General features: G+C 42.9%; 20 protein-coding genes and 1 other annotated feature. Of the genes, 14 read left to right on the top strand and 6 right to left on the bottom strand.

Annotated features, from left to right (window positions below; all coding sequences use genetic code 11):
- Positions 1-39: 39 nt before the first annotated feature.
- The 3 genes from AC4EG4_RS03540 (at position 40) to AC4EG4_RS03530 (ending at position 3,067) form a co-directional block, all read left to right on the top strand.
- Complete coding sequence (locus AC4EG4_RS03540; protein WP_490986916.1) at positions 40-939, top strand: fumarylacetoacetate hydrolase family protein; 900 nt, start codon at positions 40-42, stop codon at positions 937-939.
- A 68-nt stretch (positions 940-1,007) separates the two neighbouring features.
- Entirely contained in the window at positions 1,008-1,379 is a 372-nt protein-coding gene (locus AC4EG4_RS03535; RefSeq protein WP_490977693.1) for a YisL family protein, read from the top strand.
- 221 nt (positions 1,380-1,600) lie between these two features.
- Positions 1,601-3,067: an alpha-amylase family glycosyl hydrolase gene (locus tag AC4EG4_RS03530; RefSeq protein WP_490986915.1), complete on the top strand. Its 1,467-nt coding sequence runs from the start codon at positions 1,601-1,603 to the stop codon at positions 3,065-3,067.
- Positions 3,068-3,129: 62 nt separating this feature from the next.
- On the opposite strand, the gene AC4EG4_RS03525 is transcribed toward AC4EG4_RS03530, so the two are convergent.
- From AC4EG4_RS03525 to AC4EG4_RS03515, 3 genes are read right to left on the bottom strand one after another with little or no spacing between them, the layout of a single operon-like run.
- The gene (locus tag AC4EG4_RS03525) at positions 3,130-4,464 is read right to left on the bottom strand and encodes a CoA-disulfide reductase (RefSeq protein ID WP_490986914.1); all 1,335 of its coding nucleotides are present in this window, start codon (positions 4,462-4,464) and stop codon (positions 3,130-3,132) included.
- Positions 4,461-5,330, bottom strand: a complete 870-nt coding sequence (locus AC4EG4_RS03520) for a DegV family protein (protein ID WP_490986913.1) — start codon at positions 5,328-5,330, stop codon at positions 4,461-4,463. The genes AC4EG4_RS03525 and AC4EG4_RS03520 overlap by 4 nt, the downstream gene beginning before the upstream one ends.
- A 21-nt stretch (positions 5,331-5,351) precedes the next feature.
- Positions 5,352-6,158 (bottom strand): Cof-type HAD-IIB family hydrolase, encoded by an 807-nt coding sequence (locus AC4EG4_RS03515; protein ID WP_490977697.1) that lies wholly within the window; start codon positions 6,156-6,158, stop codon positions 5,352-5,354.
- Positions 6,159-6,317: 159 nt separating this feature from the next.
- Between AC4EG4_RS03515 and AC4EG4_RS03510 the strand changes: the two genes are divergently transcribed.
- The 3 genes from AC4EG4_RS03510 (at position 6,318) to AC4EG4_RS03500 (ending at position 9,817) form a co-directional block, all read left to right on the top strand.
- Positions 6,318-7,088 (top strand): prolyl oligopeptidase family serine peptidase, encoded by a 771-nt coding sequence (locus tag AC4EG4_RS03510; protein ID WP_490977698.1) that lies wholly within the window; start codon positions 6,318-6,320, stop codon positions 7,086-7,088.
- A 67-nt stretch (positions 7,089-7,155) separates the two neighbouring features.
- On the top strand, positions 7,156-7,464 hold the full coding sequence (locus AC4EG4_RS03505; RefSeq protein ID WP_215100039.1) for a metal-sulfur cluster assembly factor: 309 nt from the start codon (positions 7,156-7,158) through the stop codon (positions 7,462-7,464).
- Positions 7,465-7,675: 211 nt separating this feature from the next.
- Positions 7,676-9,817 (top strand): ATP-dependent Clp protease ATP-binding subunit, encoded by a 2,142-nt coding sequence (locus AC4EG4_RS03500; protein WP_490977699.1) that lies wholly within the window; start codon positions 7,676-7,678, stop codon positions 9,815-9,817.
- Positions 9,818-9,846: 29 nt separating this feature from the next.
- On the opposite strand, the gene AC4EG4_RS03495 is transcribed toward AC4EG4_RS03500, so the two are convergent.
- Complete coding sequence (locus AC4EG4_RS03495) at positions 9,847-10,035, bottom strand: DUF2929 family protein (RefSeq protein ID WP_490977700.1); 189 nt, start codon at positions 10,033-10,035, stop codon at positions 9,847-9,849.
- Between the two features lie 187 nt (positions 10,036-10,222).
- On the opposite strand from AC4EG4_RS03495, the gene AC4EG4_RS03490 reads away from it, so the two are divergent.
- The 7 genes from AC4EG4_RS03490 (at position 10,223) to opp4A (ending at position 18,754) form a co-directional block, all read left to right on the top strand.
- Positions 10,223-11,161, top strand: coding sequence for a beta-ketoacyl-ACP synthase III (locus AC4EG4_RS03490; protein ID WP_490986912.1), 939 nt, complete (start codon positions 10,223-10,225; stop codon positions 11,159-11,161).
- 27 nt (positions 11,162-11,188) lie between these two features.
- On the top strand, positions 11,189-12,424 hold the full coding sequence (fabF, locus tag AC4EG4_RS03485; protein ID WP_490986911.1) for a beta-ketoacyl-ACP synthase II: 1,236 nt from the start codon (positions 11,189-11,191) through the stop codon (positions 12,422-12,424).
- A gap of 543 nt (positions 12,425-12,967) precedes the next feature.
- Positions 12,968-13,984 (top strand): ABC transporter ATP-binding protein, encoded by a 1,017-nt coding sequence (locus AC4EG4_RS03480; protein ID WP_490977703.1) that lies wholly within the window; start codon positions 12,968-12,970, stop codon positions 13,982-13,984.
- On the top strand, positions 13,971-14,906 hold the full coding sequence (locus tag AC4EG4_RS03475) for an ABC transporter ATP-binding protein (protein ID WP_490977704.1): 936 nt from the start codon (positions 13,971-13,973) through the stop codon (positions 14,904-14,906). The genes AC4EG4_RS03480 and AC4EG4_RS03475 overlap by 14 nt, the downstream gene beginning before the upstream one ends.
- A gap of 5 nt (positions 14,907-14,911) precedes the next feature.
- Positions 14,912-15,874 (top strand): oligopeptide ABC transporter permease, encoded by a 963-nt coding sequence (gene opp4B / locus AC4EG4_RS03470; RefSeq protein ID WP_490977705.1) that lies wholly within the window; start codon positions 14,912-14,914, stop codon positions 15,872-15,874.
- 25 nt (positions 15,875-15,899) lie between these two features.
- On the top strand, positions 15,900-16,811 hold the full coding sequence (locus tag AC4EG4_RS03465; RefSeq protein WP_490977706.1) for an ABC transporter permease: 912 nt from the start codon (positions 15,900-15,902) through the stop codon (positions 16,809-16,811).
- Positions 16,812-16,927: 116 nt separating this feature from the next.
- Positions 16,928-18,754, top strand: coding sequence for an oligopeptide ABC transporter substrate-binding protein (opp4A, locus tag AC4EG4_RS03460; protein WP_490977707.1), 1,827 nt, complete (start codon positions 16,928-16,930; stop codon positions 18,752-18,754).
- A 45-nt stretch (positions 18,755-18,799) separates the two neighbouring features.
- Here the strand turns inward: opp4A and trpS are convergent, their stop codons facing one another.
- On the bottom strand, positions 18,800-19,786 hold the full coding sequence (trpS, locus tag AC4EG4_RS03455; protein ID WP_490977708.1) for a tryptophan--tRNA ligase: 987 nt from the start codon (positions 19,784-19,786) through the stop codon (positions 18,800-18,802).
- Between the two features lie 44 nt (positions 19,787-19,830).
- Positions 19,831-20,042 (bottom strand) — a binding site (T-box leader).
- Positions 20,043-20,085: 43 nt separating this feature from the next.
- Entirely contained in the window at positions 20,086-20,388 is a 303-nt protein-coding gene (locus AC4EG4_RS03450; protein WP_490977931.1) for a DUF3899 domain-containing protein, read from the bottom strand.
- A 282-nt stretch (positions 20,389-20,670) separates the two neighbouring features.
- Here AC4EG4_RS03450 and AC4EG4_RS03445 point away from each other — a divergent pair, with 282 nt between their 5' ends.
- Positions 20,671-22,380, top strand: a complete 1,710-nt coding sequence (locus AC4EG4_RS03445; RefSeq protein WP_490977709.1) for a peptide ABC transporter substrate-binding protein — start codon at positions 20,671-20,673, stop codon at positions 22,378-22,380.
- Positions 22,381-22,417 lie beyond the last annotated feature (37 nt).

Here is a 22,417-nt window from a genome sequence, read left to right as displayed (position 1 = left end):
GTATAATGAATTCAACCACAGAAAAGGAGTGTTTGACGAATGAAGCTGTTATCATTTCGCTATGAAGGAAAAGAAGGATTCGGACCAAAAGTTAAAAAGGAAGAAGCTGTTTGGGATTTGCTTGCCATCCAACAGCAATTAGAGGTCCTGCCTGCATTCCCAGCACAATTGATAGAAGGAATTCCGCAAGGTCTGGAGTTTGTTGAACAAATTCGCAAATTGACGGAAGCCGCTGTTCAGTCTGACCGCTCTGAAGAATTCAAACACTCTTTTTCAGAAATTGAATGGTTGTCGCCAATTTCCAGAACACCTAAAAATATTATTTGTGTTGGAAAAAACTATGCAGATCACGCAAAAGAAATGGGCGCCGATGCTCCAGTAGATTTGGTGGTTTTCACCAAGTCGCCTACTTGTATTTCAGCAGACGGCGAAACGGTTTCTGTTCACAGTGATTTGACTGATTCTTATGATTACGAAGGTGAATTGGCTGTCATCATCGGAAAAGCCGGCCACAACATACCTAAGCAAATGGCATATGACTATGTGTTTGGTTACACAATCGCAAACGATTTGACTGCACGGGATCTGCAAGAAAAACATCAGCAGTATTTCCTGGGGAAAAGCTTGCCAGGTTCATGCCCAATTGGACCTTATATCGTCACAAAAGATGAGATTCCACAAGCACAAAACCTGTCCGTTGTGACAAAAGTGAATGATGAAGTGCGCCAAAACGGCAACACAGAAAACATGATTCGCCGAGTGGATGATCTTGTTGCGGAAGTATCAAGATACATTGCGTTAGAACCGGGAGATGTTCTGCTTACCGGAACACCGGCTGGAGTCGGCAAAGGCTTTAATCCACCAAAATTCTTAAAAGCAGGAGATACGGTGAAAGTATCAATTGAGTCCATCGGGACACTCGTCACACATTTGTCATAAGATCTGAGCTCTTCTCATCGTCCGATTTGTGATAAACTGGAAAGGACTTTATTAGAAGAGGTGAGCTTTTGGATATTTTTACACAGACCACACATTTACACATTACGACATGGGTTGTTGCAGTCGTTTTGTTCTTGATCGCAGCATTTATGCAGCGTGACAGCAAAGGCCGCAAAATTCTCCACATGGTATTGAGATTGTTTTACATTTTGATCATTATTACAGGACTTACATTGTTTATCGAATGGTCTTCTTCAGATCCAATGCTTTACGGCATTAAATTCCTATTGGGTGTTTTGACAATCGGAATGATGGAAATGGTTTTGGTTCGTTCGAAAAAACAAAAACCGGTCACGATGTTTTGGGTATTGTTCGCAGTGTTCTTATTTGGAACAATGTTCATTGGCCTTATGTTGCCAATCGGTATGGATTTCTTTTAAACAAAGCAGGCAGGTGCATCCAGCACCTGCCTTTTTTGTTTTTTGAAAAGCGATAATTCGGTTCCATCTGCGTACCCTATTTTTCTCGATTTTCACAGTTTAGACGAAACTCCGGGAAGTACTGGCCGAAAGCTGAACTTAACATGGCGACGGCAGCCGGATTTTGATAAAATGAATCGGGGTAGAACGCAATAGCAACCTCATTGAAGGAGGATTTTGGATTGAAAGCAAAATGGATTTCAAGCATATTAACTGGCGCATTGCTGATGACCTTCGTTACTCCAGCATCTGCTGCAGAAGAGCGTGAACTGAAAGATGAGCTCATCTATGATGTGCTGGTTGACCGCTATTTTAATAAAAAAATTGACAATGATTATGAAGTGAACGCATTGGACCCTGCCAGTTTCAGTGGGGGCGATTTTGATGGCATGGCCAGCGAACTCTTATTTGTGAAAGAAATGGGCTTTACCGCTCTTTCAATCGGACCTGTTTTTTCGACCGCTACATATGATGGAAAAAGAGTGTTGGACTATAATGAGTTCGAGCGCCATTTTGGAACAGAACAAGAATTTACTGCATTGGTAACTGAAATTCATGATCAGGATATGAAAGTGATTGTGGATGTACCAACACAGCAAGTTAGTGAAGATCATAATTGGAAGGCCGAACACCCGGAATGGTTTACAGAAAATGAAGATAGCAGCCTTGCACTAGATACCGCGAACCCAGAAGTTCAAGAAGCGTTAATTGCTACCTTTTCGGATTTTAGCGAAACCTATCAAGTTGACGGTTTTCGGCTTCAGGACGCAGATCAGTTGGATCCCGAGTTTGTTGTGAGTTTTTCCGAAGCGATGAAAGACGTTCGGAACAGCTATATCCTTAGCGACCGGGAACTGCAGGATAAAGCTGGATTTGATGCAGTGGTCATGCCGGGTATTGAAGAAACGCTTCGTGCCGGGTATAAAAATTTTGATCAGGATTTGACTGGAATTTCTTCTGCTATGCAAGAAAGCCAGGACAACTTGATTCAAGTGGATTCATTAATTGGATCGAGATTTACTGCCGATGTAGTTGAAGAAAATGGATTTCCGCCAACACGGTGGACCTTGTTATTAACCCAGCTATTAACAATGCCTGGAATACCGGTTGTCCAGTACGGATCTGAATCAGCAATGAATGGGACAGAGCTGCCAGAATCTCACCAAATTCTGGATATGGCAGTAGACAAAGAACTGGTTGACCATATTACAGATTTGAGCTCATTGCGCAATTCTTCCGAGGCATTGCGAAACGGTGAGTTGGAAATGCTGCATGACGAAGATGGCTGGATGGTCTATAAGCGTTCCAACGATGAAGAAACATGGATTGTTGCCATCAACAACTCGTCTTCAACGAAGAACATTAACCTGCCTGCAGATATTATTGGCGATGGGCAGGAGTTGCGTGGTTTATTTGAGAGCGATATTATCCGCCAGGAAGACAACGGAGGATACCGAATCACACAGGACCGTGAAATTGCGGAAGTGTTTCATGTGATAGAGGAAACCAAACTTAACGCGGCTTATATTGCGACTCTGGCAATCATGTATTTGGTGTTTATGCTGTTCCTATGGGTCGTTTGGCGTAAAGGCAAACAGCGCAAGGCGGATGCAGCCAAACAACAGACAACTGAACATACAGCACAATAGGGTTATAAAAACAGGCAACGATAAAGCGATTCGCTTTATCGTTGCCTGTTTTAATGGCGGTATTATTTAGTGATGGCCTTATAGCCAACCATATTGATCGGGTCTTTGGGCGAAGAGTAGGGAGGGGCATAACAAAGCTCAAGCGCCTGTAAATCGTCGATGCTCAACCCGGCATAAATGGCAGTGACGAGGACATCTATGCGTTTGTCGACTCCCTTGCCGCCAATACATTGTCCACCTAGTATTTTACGGGTCTTTGGATCGTAGTGGACCTTTAACGTGAGTTGCGAATGCTCTGGGTAGTAGCCGGCATTGGAATTGCCAGTATGGATGACCGTGGCAAAATCCAAATTTTTGTCTTTGATTGCCTGTTCATTCAATCCAGTCATGGCAGCTGTCAATGAGAAAATCTTCAAGACAGATGTGCCAAGCAATCCTTTTTTCGCTATTTTGTCTCCCATCAAATGGCGTGCTGCGATAAATGCTTGCCGGTGAGCGGGAGAAGCAAGCGGGACTCTCTTGGGATCGCCTGTCACCATGTCAACATTTTCGGAAGCATCACCGATTGCATAGACAGATGGATCGTTAGTTTGCATAAATTCATTGGTTTGAATGCCACCGGTTTCACCGATTGTCAGTCCGGCGTTTTCAGCAAGTTCTGTATTTGGTTTCAAGCCGATGCTCATGATAATAAAATCAGCCTGAAGCTCGATGCCATTTTGCAACTTCATGGTTGTGCCGTCAGTTTTTTCAATTGAAGTCCCTGTAATCAATTTGACCCCGTGAAGCGACAACTCTTTTTCGATGATCAATGAAATGTCGTTATCCAGAATGGACATAATTGTGGGAGATTTATGCACCAGCGAAACATCCAAACCGAGGTTTTTCAAGTTTTCTGCCATTTCAAGGCCGATAAACCCGCCGCCGGATACGATACAGCTTTTGGGCTGTGTGGATTTGATAAACTGATCAATCTTCTGCATATCCCCATAGCTGCGCAATGTGAAAACCTTTGACGAATCAAGCCCTTCAACTTCCGGTACAATGGCGGAGCCGCCGGGTGACAAGATTAACGCATCGTAAGGCTCATCCCATTGTTCACCGGTTTCCATATTCCGGACCAAAACTGTTTTGGCCTCTCTATCAATTTTCAGCACTTCGTGGCGCAATTTCACATCGATATTGCGCTTGGTTCTAAATTGTTCGGGATCTGCCATAATAATGGAGCTTTCGTCTTTTATGACGTTGCCGATGACATAGGGAGTGCCGCATGCTGCGTAAGACATAGTAGAATCACGGTCAAACAACACGATATGCGCTTCTGGATCATAGTATCGAATTTGGCCCGCAGCTGTTGCGCCGCCGCCAACTGCGCCTACAATGACTATTTTTTTCAACGTCCGATCAGCTCCTGATCAATCTGATTAAAGAAGAATAATGCCAAAGTTCCGGGACCGGTATGTGCAGCAATGACTGAACCAATCATATGGACTTCAACATGTTGAGGGTTAAAGTTCTCTTCGATTTCCTGCTTCAGAACATTTGCGAACTCTTCATCATCGCCATGGCTAATGGCAATGGTTTGCTGATCCAATTGTCCCCCGCGTTCTTTCATTAGTTCAATCATTCGCTTGATGACTTTTTTGCGTCCCCGTAACTTCTCGATGGGCACCAGCTTGCCTTCTTCTACGTGAAGCAATGGCTTGATGTTCAACAATCCGCCAACAAAAGCGCTTCCTTTGGAAATACGCCCGCCTTTTGCCATATAATCCAGGTCTTCTACAGTAAAGAGGCTTTCCAAGTGATCGGCCATAAAGCGAGTCTTTTCAATAATTTTTTCCAGCGGCTGTCCAGCATCCCGCAATCTAGCAGCTTCTTTTACCAGCAGGCCATAGCCAAGTGAAGCGGCCTTTGAATCCAGTATAGTCAGCTGTAAATCAGGATATTCTTCCCGGACTTGATCGGCTACCATCACCGCCGTACTGTATGTGCCGGATAGCTCAGAAGAAAAGGCGATATAATAACCTTCATCTCCGTCTTTTGCCAGCTGCTCAAAAGCGGACAGCATTTCTTCAGGAGAAACCTGTGACGTTTTTGGATGATTGCCTGCACGGATTGTTTCAAATACTTTAATCGACTGAATGCCCCGGATGTCTTCATAATCCTGATCTCCAATATGGACACGCAGTGGAAATAAAACGACTTGTTCATTATCAAAAAAATCCTTTGGCAAGTCTGATGCGCTGTCAGCAAATAATCTCATAAGCAAATCCCCCTTTTTAATTTACAGTTTCAGTCGGTCAATCAGCAACTCAGCAATGCCGTCTTCGTTGTTTGATAACGTAATTTCATTAGCAATATTTTTCAAAGGGTCAATTGCGTTGCCCATTGCCACGCCAACCCCCGCAAAATCAATCATTTCAAGGTCGTTGTCTTCATCCCCAAAGGCGATGATGTGTTCTCTCGAGATGCCGAGGGACTTGGAAACACGATCTAAGCCAACTGCTTTGCTCATGCCGCTTTTGACAATTTCGATCACGTGCCAAGGGGCTCCCCAGCGGCGATGGTCAATCACTTCGGCATGAACAGATGACAGATGGTCGTGAATTTCCTGTACCCGTTCATAAGGGGCGTGGATCAAAATAGAGGTTGGATCTGTCTTCAAGAAGTTGCGCAAATCGCCTGTTGTAATGGTCGGATCGCCAAATCGGAAAATATCCATGAGCTTTTCGTCATGATGGTGGACATAAACATCGTCGAGGACTTCCGCAACAATATTATGGAAATCATAATCATGCATGGATTCGACCACTTCGTGCACTACGTCTAATCCAATAGGGGTATGGTGAGTTCCCCAGTGGCTGTTGGTTGGGTGATGGACAAAGGCACCGTTAAAGTTCACAATTGGTGTCGTCAATCCCAGCTCCTTGTAGTAAGTCTCACTGGAACGGTATGGACGTCCTGTTGCAATCATCACCTCATGCCCTGCTTCAATTGCTTTATTTAAAGTTAGTTTTGTTTTTGCTGAAATGACTTTCTGGTCTGTTAATAAGGTTCCGTCCAAATCAAGAACGATTAAATGTTGTTTCATAATATAGCCGTCTCCTTTCTATCTATTCCTAGTGTAGCGATAAAGCACAGGATTCGTCAAAAAATGTTGAGGAAATGCAAAGATTCAATTGGAAAAGAATTGGTGATTGCCGGATTTCTGGAAGATTGGTAGGATGAATAATGAAGGAAGTGAATGCAGTTGAGAGTTCAACGACAAATATGGGGACATATCCCGTTGCTTCATATAACTCCGGATCAAACAGCGGAGACGGCATTGCCAACAGTTGTTTTTTTTCATGGCCATATGAGCGCTAAAGAGCATAATTTGCATTATGCTTACCAATTGGCTGAAAAAGGGATGCGTGTCATTTTACCGGATGCGTTACTGCACGGAGAACGAAGCGAAGGATCAGATGAAGTTCAAATCAGTTTGCGGTTTTGGGAGATTGTCTTGACTTCGATCGAAGAGCTGGCGTTTTTACACAAAGAATTACATGAACAAGGACTGGTTGCTGGAGAACCTGGGGTAGGCGGTACTTCCATGGGAGGCATCACTACTTTAGGGGCACTGACCGTGTATCCGTGGATTCGGGCGGCAGCTGTCATGATGGGTGCAGGAAATTACGTAGAGCTGGCGCAGGCACAAATGGCTCAATACGAATCGAGAGGGTTCCAGCTGCCGATCAGTGCAGACGAACGCGAGCGTATGCTGTCGACTTTAGCTATTTTTGACAGCGGCAAGAACCAGCCGAAATTTAATAGCCGCCCCCTTTATTTCTGGCACGGGGAACAGGATGTAACAGTGCCATTTGAGCCAACTTATCGTTTGTTCAAAGAACTGAAAGAACACTATAAAGCGACACCGGAAAACATTGCATTTACTCGTGAAAGAGAAGCGGGGCATGCCGTCAGCCGAAAAGGAATGCTTGAAGCGACGGAGTGGCTGGCGAAACACTTGAAGACAGAGTAAGCGTGTCAATTTCAATTCCGCCTAAAGTTTGATAAGATGGTACTACTAGTAAAGGGAGGGATTTATAATGGATCAAGATATGAAAGACAGCATGATGGGTGCATTGGAAACAGTAATCGATCCCGAATTGGGAGTTGACATTGTCAATCTCGGGCTTGTATATGATGTAATGGTGACTGAAGATGGCTTTGCAGTAGTGACGATGACGTTAACGTCAATGGGATGCCCTATGGGACCTCAAATCGTAGAAATGGTCAAAGCTGCTTTGTACGAATTGCCTGAAGTGGAAGAAGTCGATGTTAAAATCGTCTGGACACCCGTATGGGGCAAAGATCACATGTCACGTTACGCAAAAATGGCGCTTGGCGTTAGATAATTACTTTTAAAAAACCTTGTCGGATTTTATTCCGCCAAGGTTTTTTTCTGCAGAAAATCCTACGCAGATCGCTGCAATAAGTAATTTTTAATTCTGTAGTTTAACTTCTAAGTGCATGAAATTTAAATCCATAATAATTGCTTATTCCTGAAAATTTGACTATAATCTAATTAGTCAAAGATAGTCAAACTAATTGAAAGGTGTGGTTGGTATGGTCCAATCTCCAAATAACGCAGAACAAAAATCTCCGTTGGAACAGTTTGGCCGCAACATGGTGGAGCAGGCGCAATCCGGGAAAATGGATCCTGTAATCGGTCGCGACCAGGAAATCCGCAACGTTATTCGGATCCTGTCACGGAAAACCAAAAACAATCCGGTATTGATCGGCGAACCGGGTGTTGGGAAAACAGCAATTGTTGAAGGTCTGGCACAGCGAATCGTACGAAACGATGTACCGGAGGGCTTAAAGAATCGAACTATTTACGAACTTGATATGAGTGCCTTGATTGCGGGTGCGAAATACCGCGGAGAATTTGAAGAACGTTTAAAGGGTGTCTTGAAACAGGTCAAAGACAGTGAAGGGCAAATCATCTTGTTTATCGATGAAATCCACACGATTGTTGGGGCTGGAAAAACAGAAGGAGCAATGGATGCAGGCAATATGCTGAAACCGATGCTTGCGCGTGGGGAACTTTACTGTATCGGGGCGACCACGCTGGACGAGTACCGGATGCATATTGAAAAAGATCCAGCACTGGAACGCCGTTTTCAACAGGTGATGGTGAGAGAACCATCAGTTGAAGACACGGTATCCATTTTACGTGGGTTAAAAGAACGTTTTGAGCTGCATCACGCCGTCCGCATTCATGACCGGGCGATTGTAGCAGCGGCTGCAATGTCCGACCGGTATATCACCGAGCGCTTTTTGCCGGACAAAGCCATCGACTTGATTGATGAGGCGTGTGCAATGATTCGCACAGAGATTGATTCAATGCCGCAGGAACTTGATGAAGTGACGCGCCGACTTATGCAATTAGAAATTGAAGAGCAGGCCTTAATGAAAGAAAAAGATGCAGCGAGCAAAACGCGATTGGAAACCTTGCGAAAAGAAATCGAGGAACTGCGGGATTCTTCTGCAGGTATGAAAAATCAGTGGACCACAGAAAAAGAATCGTTGAAAAAAATTCAGGAAAAACGGGAGCAGCTGGATCAATTCCGCAGACAACTTGAAGATGCGGAAAATCGTTACGATTTGAACGCGGCTGCTGTTTTGCAACATGGCAAAATTCCTGAGCTTGAAAAGGAATTGCAGGCTTTGGAAGCGGATTTGGAACAGGAAGGCGCTGAACGATTGCTGCGTGAAGAAGTGACGGAAGAAGAAATTGCAGGAATCGTCGCCAGATGGACGGGAATTCCGGTCACGAAATTGGTAGAAGGCGAGCGCGATAAACTGCTGCGGCTAGGCGATACTTTAAAAGAACGTGTAATTGGCCAAGATCGGGCAGTCGAGCTGGTGACGGAAGCCGTATGGAGAGCACGCGCAGGCATCAAAGATGAGCGGAAACCAATTGGCTCGTTTATTTTCCTGGGGCCTACTGGGGTCGGGAAGACAGAATTGGCCAAAGCATTAGCCGCAAACTTATTCGATTCGGAAGATCATTTTATTCGGATTGATATGTCTGAGTATATGGAGAAACACAGCGTATCTCGGCTGGTCGGTGCACCTCCAGGTTACATCGGCTACGAGGAAGGCGGACAGTTGACTGAAGCGGTGCGCCGCAATCCTTACTCGGTTGTCCTGCTTGATGAAATCGAAAAAGCGCATCCGGACGTTGCCAATATTTTATTGCAGATTTTGGATGATGGGCGCATTACCGACAGCCAAGGACGGCTTGTCAATTTTTCGAATACTGTAGTGATCATGACTTCCAACATTGGATCTGCGCATATCAGCGATGCCAGTAGCGAACACGATATTGAAGACATTGTCATGGGTGAATTACGTAGGCATTTCAAGCCGGAACTGTTAAACCGGATTGACGACATCGTTATTTTCCATGCGCTTACCAATACCCATTTTTATGGTATAGCTAAGAAAATGATTGCCGAACTGGCTGCACGCATCAATCAACAACATATTAAACTGATTGTAGACGAATCAGTCATCAATCACATTGTTGAAGCTGGAACTGATCCGATATTTGGAGCACGCCCGTTAAAACGTTTTATCCAACGCAATATCGAAACCAATATTGCTCGTGAACTGATTAAAGGCGGAATCATAGCCAATACAGAGCTGCAATTGACGATGGATGAAAATAATCAAATTATCATTAACAAAAAAGAAGCATAATCCGGACATCCGGATTATGCTTCTTTTTCTTATAAATGCTTTTCAGGAGCAGGTCCCTCTGGGATAATCGCTGACATTACAAAAATCAAAATTGTAACCCCAATTGAAATGTAAACACCCATCATAAAATCGAAAGGTACGTTCTGAACTGCGCTTACAACATAATTGAGCAAAGAAATCAAAAAGAACGACCATAAAAATGTTCCAATATATTGCATCTAGTTTCACCTCTACATAGAATATCTAGTTTAATCATAGCATAAGCTTTGACGGACAGAAAGAAAGAATGGAAAGAATGAAAAAAAATTGTCGGAAATATGTCAGTTAGTTGAAATTAGCTAGTTAGTGGCGTATTATTAACACCAGGTACTAATATATGATGATAATTGAAATGAGGGATATACAATGAATGCTGGAATAATCGGTTTAGGCAGGTGTCTGCCGGAAGACAGACTAACAAACTTTCAATTAGAGCAGCGCATGGATACCAGTGATGAGTGGATTCGTACGATGACTGGCATACAAGAACGACGGATTGCGAAAGACGATCAAGACACTTCCAACATGTCACGGGAAGCTGCAAAAAAAGCGATTGAAGACGCTGGCATCGATCCTGCTGAAATTGGGTTGATTTTAGTTGCAACCGTGACGCCAGACCAGCCTTTTCCATCGATGGCTTGTGTAATTCAACAGGAAATTGGTGCTGTCAATGCTGCAGCTATGGATATTTCTGCTGCTTGTGCCGGGTTTATGTATGGGGTTATTACGGCAAAACAATTCATTGATTCTGATGTTTATAAATATGTTTTAGTGGTGGGTGTGGAGAAATTATCGAAAATCACCGACTGGGAAGACCGCAACACCGCAGTTCTATTCGGTGATGGCGCTGGGGCAGCAGTAATCGGCAAAGTATCGGAAGGCCGCGGCATTCTGTCTTTCGAACTTGGTGCAGACGGTTCAGGAGGCAAACACCTGTATCAGGACGACAGGGATCATCTGCAAATGAACGGCAGAGAAGTATTCAAGTTCGCTGTGCGCCAAATGGGCGAGTCAGCGATAAACGTCATTGAAAAAGCGGGATTGCAAAAAGAAGACGTCGATTTTCTTATTCCACACCAAGCGAATATTCGCATTATGGAAGCATCGAGAGAACGTTTAGGTCTTCCAGTTGAAAAAATGTCGAAAACAATTCACAAATACGGCAACACTTCAGCGGCATCGATTCCGATTTCTCTAGTCGAAGACGTCGAAGAAGGCCGGGTCAAAGACGACGATGTAATCGTCATGGTCGGTTTTGGCGGCGGTTTGACATGGGGCGCAATAGCTATGAAGTGGGGCAAATAATTAGGTATGCGAAAGGAAGAAAATAGAATGGAAAACCGTCGTGTAGTCATTACAGGAATTGGTGCTGTAACACCATTAGGAAACAATATTGAAACAACGTGGGAAGCTGTGAAAAACGGTGAATCCGGGGTTGGGCCATTAACGAGATTGGATGCCGATTTATATTCTGCGAAAATTGCTGCGGAAGTGAATGACTTTTCGATAGAAGATTATATCGAAAAGAAAGATGCACGCAAAATGGATCGCTTCACGCATTATGCTTTGGCTGCTTCTATTATGGCAATGAAAGATGCGAATCTTGAGTTGGATGAAAAAACAGCATTGCGGACGGGCGTTTGGATTGGCTCGGGAATTGGTGGAATGGAGACCATTGAAAATCAGATGAACGTCTTAAATACGCGCGGTGTCCGTCGCATTAGCCCCTTCCTGATTCCAATGATCATTCCGGATATGGCATCCGGCCAAGTATCAATTTATTTTGGCGCGAAAGCCATCAACTCGTGTTCGGTGACAGCTTGCGCTTCAGGCACAAACTCCATCGGCGATGCCTTTAAAGTTATTCAGCGCGGAGATGCAGACGCCATGATTTCAGGTGGGGCAGAAGCACCGATCACTCAATTATCGGTAGCTGGATTTACAGCCAATACGGCATTGACGACTAATCCAGATGCAGCTACAGCATCGCGCCCATTCGATAAAAACCGGGATGGTTTCGTTATCGGTGAAGGCGCGGGCATCGTTATCCTTGAAGAATATGAGCATGCCAAAGCGCGCGGCGCGAAAATTTATGCAGAAGTTGTCGGCTATGGCTCAACTGGAGACGCGCATCACATTACAGCTCCGGCTGAGGGTGGGGAAGGCGCAGCCCGCGCCATGGCGCAAGCATTAGCAGATGCTGGTGTCGAAACAACAGAAGTTGGATACATTAATGCCCATGGCACAAGCACACCATATAACGATTTATACGAAACTATGGCTGTGAAAACAGTATTTGGCGAGCATGCTTATAAGCTGGGAATGAGCTCTACAAAATCCATGACGGGCCATTTACTTGGAGCTGCCGGTGGAGTTGAAGCCATTTTTACAGCACTAGCATTGAAGGAAGGCATTATGCCTCCAACAACTAATTATGAAACGCCGGATGAGCAATGCGATTTGGATTATGTTCCAAACAAAGCACGCAAAGCAGATCTTAAGTTTGCGATGAGCAATTCACTTGGATTTGGCGGGCACAATGCTTCCTTAGTATTCAAAAAGATTTAACCTTCAATCATAGAAAATGGCAATTTACAGATTGACACTGTAAATTGCCATTTTTTAGTACATATAAAGTAAAAAAATAGGTGATACATCTAAAATTTTATAATAATTGAAAAAATATTCCGATAATTAGTCGGCAATATGTTATTCTAGATTAAAGAAAAAATAGTATTGATGTAGTGGATTCATGATGCAAGTGAAAAAATAGCATTTGCCATCTAGTTGATTTGTGGAAACAACTAGTAATGTCTAAAAACTTAAGTGTTTTATAAAGTTGATAGACCAGCGTTTAACAGCCAAATAACTAATTTTAGAAAAGTTGATTTTTAAGAAAATTAAAAATTATGTTGTTTTTGTAATTTTATTGTAATAATATTATGAAGAGTTAGTGTTATTCAAAAAAAACATACTAACTTTTAGTAAACTTTCTAGATTCAAATTTATTTATTTTTTTGACTCAATAAGTCAGAAGATTGAAAAAGCGAGATAGGCTGTTCGATACAAGATGCTGGCTATGACGCAGTTTTATGTTGAGGAGGTATAAATGTGAGTGAAGTGTTGCTGGACATCAAGAATTTAAAAACGTCTTTTCGAATTAAAGACCACCATTATGCAGCAGTTGATGATGTTACGTTGACAGTCAAAAAAAATGAAGTGCTGGCAATTGTAGGTGAGTCAGGTTCTGGAAAAAGTGCGTTTGCATTTTCGATTATGGGGCTTCATACAAGAGCTAAAATTGAAGGAGAAATTAATTATAAAGGCAATAATTTAGTACAAGCAAGCTCCAATCAAATGAAAAAGCTGAGAGGAAAAGAAATGGGAATGATTTTTCAAGATGCTCTTTCTGCGCTAAATCCCCTTATGGTGGTGGGTGCTCAAATCGATGAAGCGATCTTTCTCCACAATCCGAAAAGTTCCAAAAACCTGCGAAAGATGCAAGTCATTAATTTGCTGAACCAAGTTGGCATTCCCCGCCCCGAAAAAACATATCACCAATATCCGCACGAACTTTCTGGGGGAATGCGGCAACGCATTGTCATTGCGATGGCCATTTCAAATCAGCCAGAACTGCTAATTGCTGATGAACCTACTACGGCCCTTGATGTAACGATACAATCCCAAATTCTAGATTTGATCAAAGAGCTGAAAGAGACGATACACGCTGGCATTATCCTCATTACTCATGATTTAGGAGTAGTGGCAGAAATGGCGGATCGAGTAGCCGTGATGTATGCAGGACAAATTGTAGAAATCGCTGATGTTTACACATTAATGGAAAATCCGCAGCATCCGTATACCCGTTCTCTTTTAAACTCAATACCGACGTTAAATGATGTCAAAGAAGAACTTCACGTAATACAAGGTGTTGTGCCTTCGTTGCAGAATTTGCCAAGAACCGGTTGCCGGTTCGCTTCACGAATTCCTTGGATTGAAGAATCTGCACATGAAGCTTCACCCGAACTCCATGAGATTAGTCCCGGCCACTATGTGCGCTGCACGTGCTACCAGGACTTTTACTTCCCAGAACAAGCCGAGGAGGAGCACAATTATGTCGCTAATTGAAGTTGAAAACCTGAAAGTTCACTTTCCCGTGCGTGGAGGCGTTTTTCAGACGGTTCAAGATCATGTTCGTGCAGTAGATGGCGTCTCATTTTCAATTGAACAAGGCCAAACATATGGATTGGTTGGAGAATCCGGGTCTGGAAAAACAACCACGGGACGAGCAATTATCGGATTGAATGATATAACTTCAGGAAAAGTGATGTTTGAAGGCAGAGATTTAGCTTCTATCAGCAAAAAAGAATATATCGACGTACGAAAAGATATTCAAATGATCTTTCAAGATCCGTTCTCTTCACTAAATCCTAAAAAGCGGGTTGCAGATATTGTAGCCGAACCGCTTCGCAATTATGAAAATCTCTCTCCTAAAGAAGAACGTGTCCGAATTCAGGAATTAATGGAGTTGGTAGGGCTCAGTCCTGAAGCTATTTATAAATACCCGCATGAATTTTCGGGCGGACAGCGGCAGCGGATCGGTATTGCCCGGGCAATTGCACTGAACCCTAAACTAATCATTGCAGATGAACCGGTTTCAGCGTTGGATGTATCTGTTCAAGCTCAGGTGCTGAACTTTATGCGTGAAATTCAAAAAGAACTGAACTTAACTTATTTGTTCATCAGCCATGATTTAGGCATTATCCGCCACATGTGCGACCATATCGGCATCATGTACAAGGGGCGCTATGTTGAACACGGCACTTCCGAAGAAATTTTCACGAATCCACAGCATATTTACACGAAGCGCTTGATTGCAGCCATTCCAGATAGCAATCCACGCAATCGCGACATGCATTATGAAAACCGTAAATTGGTCAAATCCGAATACGACAAGCTGGAAAAAGACTTTTTTGATGAAGAAGGTTTGCCTTTCTCGTTAAAATCAATTTCAGCTACCCATCAAGTAGCATTGCCTGAGAGAGGTTGAATGGTATGTGGAAACTAATTGTACGCAGGACACTCATTACAATCCCGCAAATTATTGTTTTAAGTATTTTGGTCTTTATTTTAGCGCAGGCGATGCCTGGAGATGCATTGACCGGATTAATTGATCCGAACATCGACCCGGCCACAATCGAAGCGATGCGAGAACGACTTGGGTTGAACAATCCATGGTATGTTCAGTATTTTGATTGGGTTAGAGGCGTATTGCAGGGAGATTTTGGACAATCATTCCGCTTTAAAATGCCAGTTTCGGAGCTGATAGGCGAACGCATGGTCAATACATTGTGGCTGTCTCTTGCGACATTGATCCTGACTTACTTGATTGCTATCCCATTAGGTATTATCAGCGGCCGCTTTAACGATACATGGTTGGACCGCGTTATTACTGGCTACACGTACATCGGATTCGCAGCTCCATTATTTATTTTCGCATTGGTGATGTTGTTCATTTTCGGATTCCAGCTAGGCTGGTTCCCAACAAGCGGCAGTGTTGCCCCAGGTACTGAACCAGGGACCTTTGCATATTTTATCAGCAAGGTGAATCATTTATTATTGCCGGCATTGTCCATGGCATTAATCACGACGGTATCCACAGTCCAATATTTGAGAAGTGAAATCATTGATACAAAACAAAAGGATTTTATTGTAACCGCCCGTGCTAAAGGATCTTCTGAATCGAGGGTTTACAATCGCCACGTATTGCGAAATTCCTTGCTTCCAATCGCAGCGTTCTTCGGCTACGAAATTACCGGTTTGATTGGCGGAACGATATTCATTGAAAATATTTTTGGCTATCCTGGAATGGGTGAGTTGTTCCTTTCGTCTATCAGTTTGCGCGATTACAGCGTAATGACAGCTCTTGTCCTATTGTTCGGACTTGCAGCTATTATTGGTGCTTTGTTATCTGATATCATCTTGAGTTTGGTGGATCCACGTATTCGGATTAAATAATAAATGATAATTTTGAGGTGTAAATATGAGAATTGATAAAGATAGCGGAGTACAAATCCCAGATGTGGATCTTGGAAAAAGCCCATCCGGATTCAGTATATTACTGAGAGAATTAATAAGGGACAAAATTGCATTTGGTTCTCTACTTTTTTTGTTCCTGATCATTGTTGGCGTTTTTGGTACATCCATCATTATGGACCAGTCCGAAATCATCAAAGTCGATCTCTTTGCGCTCTATGAACCACCATCCGCTACTTACTGGCTAGGTACCGATTACGGTGGGCGAGACATCTTTGGGCAACTGATTATTGGGACCCGAAATTCTTTGGCTATCGGATTTTTGGTCACGCTGCTGACAGGAATCATTGGCATATTGGTTGGCCTGATTTCTGGATATTACGGCGGCACAGTAGACAATGTCTTTATGCGTTTTGTTGACTTTTTTATGGTATTGCCAATTTTAATGATTGTTATTGCATTCGTTACAGCAGTACCTGGATACAGCATCGTCTCTTTCTCGTTAATCATGACCGCCTTTTTGTGGATGGGGATTGCACGGCTAATCCGTTCAAAAGCACTTCAGGAAAAAGAGTTGGATTACGTAAAAGCCTCTAAGACATTGGGAACATCTGATTTTAAAATTATGTTCTTTCAAGTTCTGCCAAACCTTAGTTCGATCATTATTGTGACGATGACGTTAAATTTGGCAGGCAATATCGGAATCGAATCCGGCCTTTCCTTTTTAGGGTTTGGCTTCCCGGAATCGACTCCAAGTTTGGGGACCTTGATCAGTTATGCAAGAAACCCTCAAACACTTGAATTAAGATGGTGGATTTGGTTGCCGGCATCAATACTAATTTTTGTCTTGATGCTTTGTATAAATAACGTCGGGCAAGCCTTAAAACGCGCTACCGATGCCCGACAGCGCAGAGGGTAACAAAAAGTGGGGAAAAGGGGGAGTAGGGTTCTCAGTACCAGGCAGAATTAACTCTATTCAAGTACAACAGCAGTCCAAAAGAACTTTATTTGAAAAGAAAGAGGAGGAAACAGAGAATGCCGAAAAATAAGTGGTCTAGATATTTAGCATTGCCAATGTTGTCTTTTGTTTTGATATTAGGAGCTTGTTCGGGTGATGAGGAAACTTCTACGGAAGAAGGCGGCGGAGAAACTGCTTCAGATGGCGGACAGGAGCTTGAAAATGGCGGAATGTATTCCATCGAAGATTTCAACAATGTAAAAACAAATGAAGGCGAAGCAATTGATGGCGGAACTATTACATTTGGTTTGGTATCGGATACTGTATTTGAAGGGACCTTAAACTGGAATTTCTATTCTGGTGCGCCGGATGCTGAAATCCTTGAATGGTTTGATGAAGGTTTACTGACTTGGGATGAGAACTATGTCTACACAAATGACGGGGCAGCAACCTATGAAGTTTCAGAAGACGGCCGTACATTCACTTTCACCATTGGCGACAATGTCAACTGGCATGACGGTGAACCTGTAACGGCAGAAGACTGGTTGTTTGCACACGAAGTCATCGGAAACCCTGATTATGATGGCCCGCGTTACAACTCTGATTTCACGAACATTGAAGGAATGGAAGAATACAATAGTGGATCAGCAGACACAATTTCTGGTATTGAAGTAATTGATGACAAGACTTTATCTATTACGTACATCGAGTCTACACCTTCTCTTTTGACAGGAAGCATCTGGTCTTATCCATTGGCTAAACATATCTTTGGAGACATGGCAGTTGCCGACATTTCTTCTTCACCTGAAGTGCGCGAAAACCCAATCGGTTTTGGACCGTTTAAAGTAGACAGCATCGTACCTGGTGAGTCTGTAACTCTTACCAAAAACGAAGACTACTGGCGCGGTGAACCAAACCTTGATGGCGTCACAATCAAAGTAATCAGCAGTTCAACAGTTGTTCAGGAACTGGAAACTGGCGGAGTTGACTTGATCAGCGAATTCCCGGTAGATCAATTCCCAGACAATGCTGAAATGTCCAACGTAGAGTATTTGGGAGCGATTGATCGCGCCTACACATACATCGGCTTTAAGTTAGGAACGTGGGATGCTGAAAGCAGCACTGTAGCTTATGATCCTGAAGCAAAAATGAATAACAAGGAACTTCGTCAGGCGATGTGGCATGCGGTAGACAACACAGCAGTAGGCGAACGCTTCTACAACGGTTTGCGTTGGAATGCGACAACATTGATTCCACCATCCCACCCTGAATTCCATGACGACAGCAATGAAGGCCGTGCGTATGATCCTGAAGCAGCAAATCAGCTTTTGGATGATGCAGGCTATGTAGATACAGATGGAGATGGCTTGCGTGAAGACCCAGAAGGCAATCCGCTTGAAATTAACTTTATCTCAATGACAGGCGGCGACACAGCTGAACCATTGGCACAATACTATGTTCAGTCTTGGGAAGCTGTTGGTTTGAAAGTGAACTTGGAAATGCTTGAATTCAACTCGTTTTATGACCGTGTCGGAAACGGCGGAGAAGATGATCCAAATGTAGACGTTTATCAGGCTGCATGGGGAGTCGGTATTGACGTAGATCCTTCAGGACTTTACGGTGCCAATGCTATTTACAACTTTGGCCGTTGGGAAAATGAAGAAAATGAGCGTCTTCTTGCAGAAGGGCGCTCAGAAGAATCATTTGACCTGCCATACCGTCAGGAAGTTTACAATGAATGGCAGCAGTTGATGGTTGAAGAAGTTCCAGTATTCCCGACATTATACCGTGCAGTCTTAAGCCCGGTTAACGATCGCGTATTAAACTACGCAATCGGCGATGGAACGGAAGTCTATTTGAATGAACTTGCAGTCAGTGCAGAATCACCAATCACTGCAGAATAAAAACCGAATGAAAAGGAGCTGCGATTATGCAGCTCCTTTTTGATGTTATCTTTTTCGTCCCAGACCCATGGCATTTTCCATTTTCTTTAATGTTTTGTTTGCCAGGACATTGGCTTTTTCAGCGCCAGTATCCAGAACTTTGTCCAGTTCATCCGAATTAACCAAAGCGGCATATCGCTCTTGGATAGGTGCTAAATGCTCAGTGACGGCTTTTGCCACAGAGGCTTTAAAATCCCCATATCCGGAACCTTCGTACTTCGCAACCAGACTATCAATTGTTTCACCAGTCAACGCAGCTTCAATGGTCAATAGGTTAGCCACACCGGGTTTGTTGATTGGATCGTAACTGACAATGCCTTCAGAGTCGGTAACGGCACTTTTAATTTTCTTTTCAATCGTTTTCAAGTCATCAAGCAAAGTAATAATTGCTTTTTTATTGGTGTCGGATTTGCTCATTTTTTTGGTTGGGTCTTGAAGCGACATGATGCGTGCGCCATTTTTCGGAACACGGATATCAGGAATTGTAAAAATATCGTTGTATTTTCGGTTAAATCTTTCTGCCAAATCGCGCGTCAGTTCAATATGCTGTTTTTGGTCATCTCCAACCGGTACGATATCGGTTTGGTACAACAAAATATCAGCGGCCATTAATGGCGGATAGGTCAACAATCCAGCGAGCACAGAAGCATTTTTAGCCGATTTGTCCTTGTATTGCGTCATACGTTCAAGTTCTCCAATGGTTGAAACGCATTGAAGCATCCATCCGGCTTGTGCGTGCGCTGGCACTTCAGACTGGATAAATAAGGTCACTTTATCAGGATCAATGCCTACAGCCAGGTACAGTGCTGCTAATGCTTTAATATTCTTGCGAAGTTCTAAGCGATCCTGAGGCATCGTGATGGCATGCTGGTCCACGATGCAAAAGATGCAGTCGTACTCATCCTGCAAATCGGTAAATTGTTTAAAAGCACCTATGTAATTCCCGAGTGTTACCGTTCCAGTAGGCTGAACGCCTGAAAAGATTTTTTTCATTCCAATTCCTCCTCAAAGTAAAAAACACAGCACACATCCCATAAAAAAGGGACGAATGATGTGTTTTCCGCGGTACCACCCTAGTTGCCGTCGCCGGCCACTCTTCTTCATAACGTGAAGAACACGGAACCGGCTACTCGTTGTTCACCGATTCAGCTCAAAAGTCCATTCAATGCAGCACTCCATCTGTTTTCACCAACCACAGACTCTCTATATAGAAGGAACTGCATTTACTCTTCTTTTTCAACGCTCATTTTATATCTTATTAGTATAATACAGAAGCATTTTAGGAAGCAATACTAGAGGCTATAAATTACGAGACAAATTGCCATTAACAGCAAGGTGATAGTTCCGGTAACGAGCAATGGTGCGCTTGAAAAGCCAAGTGTTTCGGAAGGAGGACGCATTTCATCATCGTCCAATGTCGATTTCAGCTTAAATGCTTTTCTCATACTTATTGTGAATATATCAAATACACCTGTCCGTACGACGAAAACCCACAAACCGAAAAACATTAGAATCCCACCATATACGAATGAGTTGTTAATATATGACAGAAGAGATAAGCTCTCTGTCCGAAAAAATATTGTAATAAAAATCATTAGCTGAATGATTATTACTGAAAAAAAGATTTTTTTCACCTTGGGCACCTCGATTCTTCTCAATTGTAGAAGAAATTTAAAAAAAAATCAAAAAAATCTTCATTTATCGTAGACGCAGAAAACGCTTACAAATCCAATATTCGTGCGGTGTTCTGTAATAACAATGTAACGGAATTGTTACAAGAGTGTAAAAATTTCCAAAAAAAGTTCTGTACAAGAAAAAAATATTATGTATAATTAGCCTTGTACCAATTTTTCAGAAAATTCGAGGGGGTCAATTTAGTGAAGAACAGCAAGATTTTTTGGCTACTAAGCCTAGTTTTAGTTCTAAGTGCTTTTCTAGCAGCATGTGGCGGCGGAGACGAAGAAGGAACTGAACCTGCAGAGACAGACGAGGGAACTGAAACAGGAGAAGCTACTGGTGGAGAACCGGATGCTGAACAAGTTCTTAACTTGATGGAAAGCGCTGAAATTCCTACTATGGATATTTCTTTAGCTGAAGATGCAGTTGCATTCAACATTTTCAACAACGTTAACGAAGGCCTTTTCCGTTTAGATCAGGAAAATGTAGCTGAACCAGCAATCGCTGAAGGCGAGCCTGAAGTTAGTGAAGATGGCTTGACTTACACATTTACATTACGTGATTCAAACTGGTCAGATGGTACTCCAGTTACTGCAAATGATTTCGTTTATTCTTGGCAACGTTCAATTGATCCTGCTACAGGTTCTCCATACGGAGCATACATGATGGCTGGTTCAATTCTAAATGCTACTGCAATTTCTGAAGGCGAAATGGAACCTTCTGAACTTGGAGTTACTGCTGTAGATGACAGCACTCTTGAAGTACAACTTGAACGTCCAGTTCCTTACTTCATGTCATTAATGGCTTTCCCAACTTTCTACCCACAGAACGAAGCTTTCGTAACTGAAGCAGGCGATGCTTATGCTTCTAATTCTGAAAACTTAATTTTTAACGGACCATTCACATTAACTAACTGGGATGGTACTGGTTTAACTTGGTCAATGGAAAAAAATCCTGAATACTGGGATGCTGAAACAGTTCAACTTGAAACGATCAACGTAGATGTTGTAAAAGAACCTGCTACTGCAGTTAACCTATACAACTCTGGTGAAAAAGACCGTGCTGGTTTGAGCGGTGAATTTGCAATGCAATATGCAAATGACGAAAACTTGGTTACTGAATTGGAACCAACTGTTTTCTACTTCAAACTTAACCAAGAACGTAACGGCGAAGAAAATGCATTATCAAACGTAAACATTCGCCAAGCAATTGCAAAAGGCTTTAACAAGCAAGATTTGGTTGACGTAGTATTAGCTAACGGTTCATTGCCAGCTAACTACTTAGTACCAACTGAATTTACTTTCGATGAAAGCAACACAGACTTCCGTGATGTTAATGGAGATCTTGTTGAATTCAACGCTGAAGAAGCTGCAGAACATTGGGCTACTGGCCTTGAAGAATTGGGAGTAGAAGAAGTTACTCTTGAAATCCTAGGTGGAGACACTGAAACTGCTAAAAACATGGATGCTTATTTGAAAGAACAACTTGAAACTAACCTTGAAGGTTTGACAATCAACCTTAAAGCAGTACCTTTCGGAGTTCGTTTAGAACTTGACGAAGCTCAGGACTATGACATCCAAACTGCTGGATGGGGACCTGATTACCAGGATCCTATGACATTCATTGACTTGTTTGTTACTGGATCTGCACAGAACAAAATGTCTTACTCAAATGAAGAGTATGACGCTTTAGTTGAATCAGCTAAAGGCGAATTGGCAACAGATCCTGCTGCACGTTGGGAAGCAATGGCACAGGCTGAAAAAATCCTTCTTGAAGATGACGCTGCAATCGCGCCAATCTATCAGCGTGGTTTGATGTCTCTTCAACAGCCTTATGTTAACGGAATCGTTACACACCCATTCGGTGGAGATTACAGCTACAAATGGGCATACATTTCGGGCAAAGAATAATTTAATCCCGTTACTGTAAAAACAAAATAGAAAGAGA

It is taken from the genome of Planococcus sp. TJ-201 (genome assembly GCF_058268495.1).
This window is presented reverse-complemented; position numbering and strand designations above follow the sequence as displayed.

Bases quoted from the DNA above. Each gene is read 5' to 3' on its own strand.
- AC4EG4_RS03515 (WP_490977697.1), bottom strand. From the start codon at position 6,158: ATGAAACAACATTTAATCGTTCTTGATTTGGACGGAACCTTATTAACA.
- AC4EG4_RS03495 (WP_490977700.1), bottom strand. From the start codon at position 10,035: ATGCAATATATTGGAACATTTTTATGGTCGTTCTTTTTGATTTCTTTG.
- AC4EG4_RS03450 (WP_490977931.1), bottom strand. From the start codon at position 20,388: ATGATTTTTATTACAATATTTTTTCGGACAGAGAGCTTATCTCTTCTG.
- opp4A (WP_490977707.1), top strand. From the start codon at position 16,928: ATGCCGAAAAATAAGTGGTCTAGATATTTAGCATTGCCAATGTTGTCT.
- AC4EG4_RS03475 (WP_490977704.1), top strand. From the start codon at position 13,971: ATGTCGCTAATTGAAGTTGAAAACCTGAAAGTTCACTTTCCCGTGCGT.
- opp4B (WP_490977705.1), top strand. From the start codon at position 14,912: ATGTGGAAACTAATTGTACGCAGGACACTCATTACAATCCCGCAAATT.
- AC4EG4_RS03465 (WP_490977706.1), top strand. From the start codon at position 15,900: ATGAGAATTGATAAAGATAGCGGAGTACAAATCCCAGATGTGGATCTT.
- AC4EG4_RS03505 (WP_215100039.1), top strand. From the start codon at position 7,156: ATGGATCAAGATATGAAAGACAGCATGATGGGTGCATTGGAAACAGTA.
- fabF (WP_490986911.1), top strand. From the start codon at position 11,189: ATGGAAAACCGTCGTGTAGTCATTACAGGAATTGGTGCTGTAACACCA.
- AC4EG4_RS03500 (WP_490977699.1), top strand. From the start codon at position 7,676: ATGGTCCAATCTCCAAATAACGCAGAACAAAAATCTCCGTTGGAACAG.
- trpS (WP_490977708.1), bottom strand. From the start codon at position 19,786: ATGAAAAAAATCTTTTCAGGCGTTCAGCCTACTGGAACGGTAACACTC.
- AC4EG4_RS03520 (WP_490986913.1), bottom strand. From the start codon at position 5,330: ATGAGATTATTTGCTGACAGCGCATCAGACTTGCCAAAGGATTTTTTT.
- AC4EG4_RS03540 (WP_490986916.1), top strand. From the start codon at position 40: ATGAAGCTGTTATCATTTCGCTATGAAGGAAAAGAAGGATTCGGACCA.
- AC4EG4_RS03490 (WP_490986912.1), top strand. From the start codon at position 10,223: ATGAATGCTGGAATAATCGGTTTAGGCAGGTGTCTGCCGGAAGACAGA.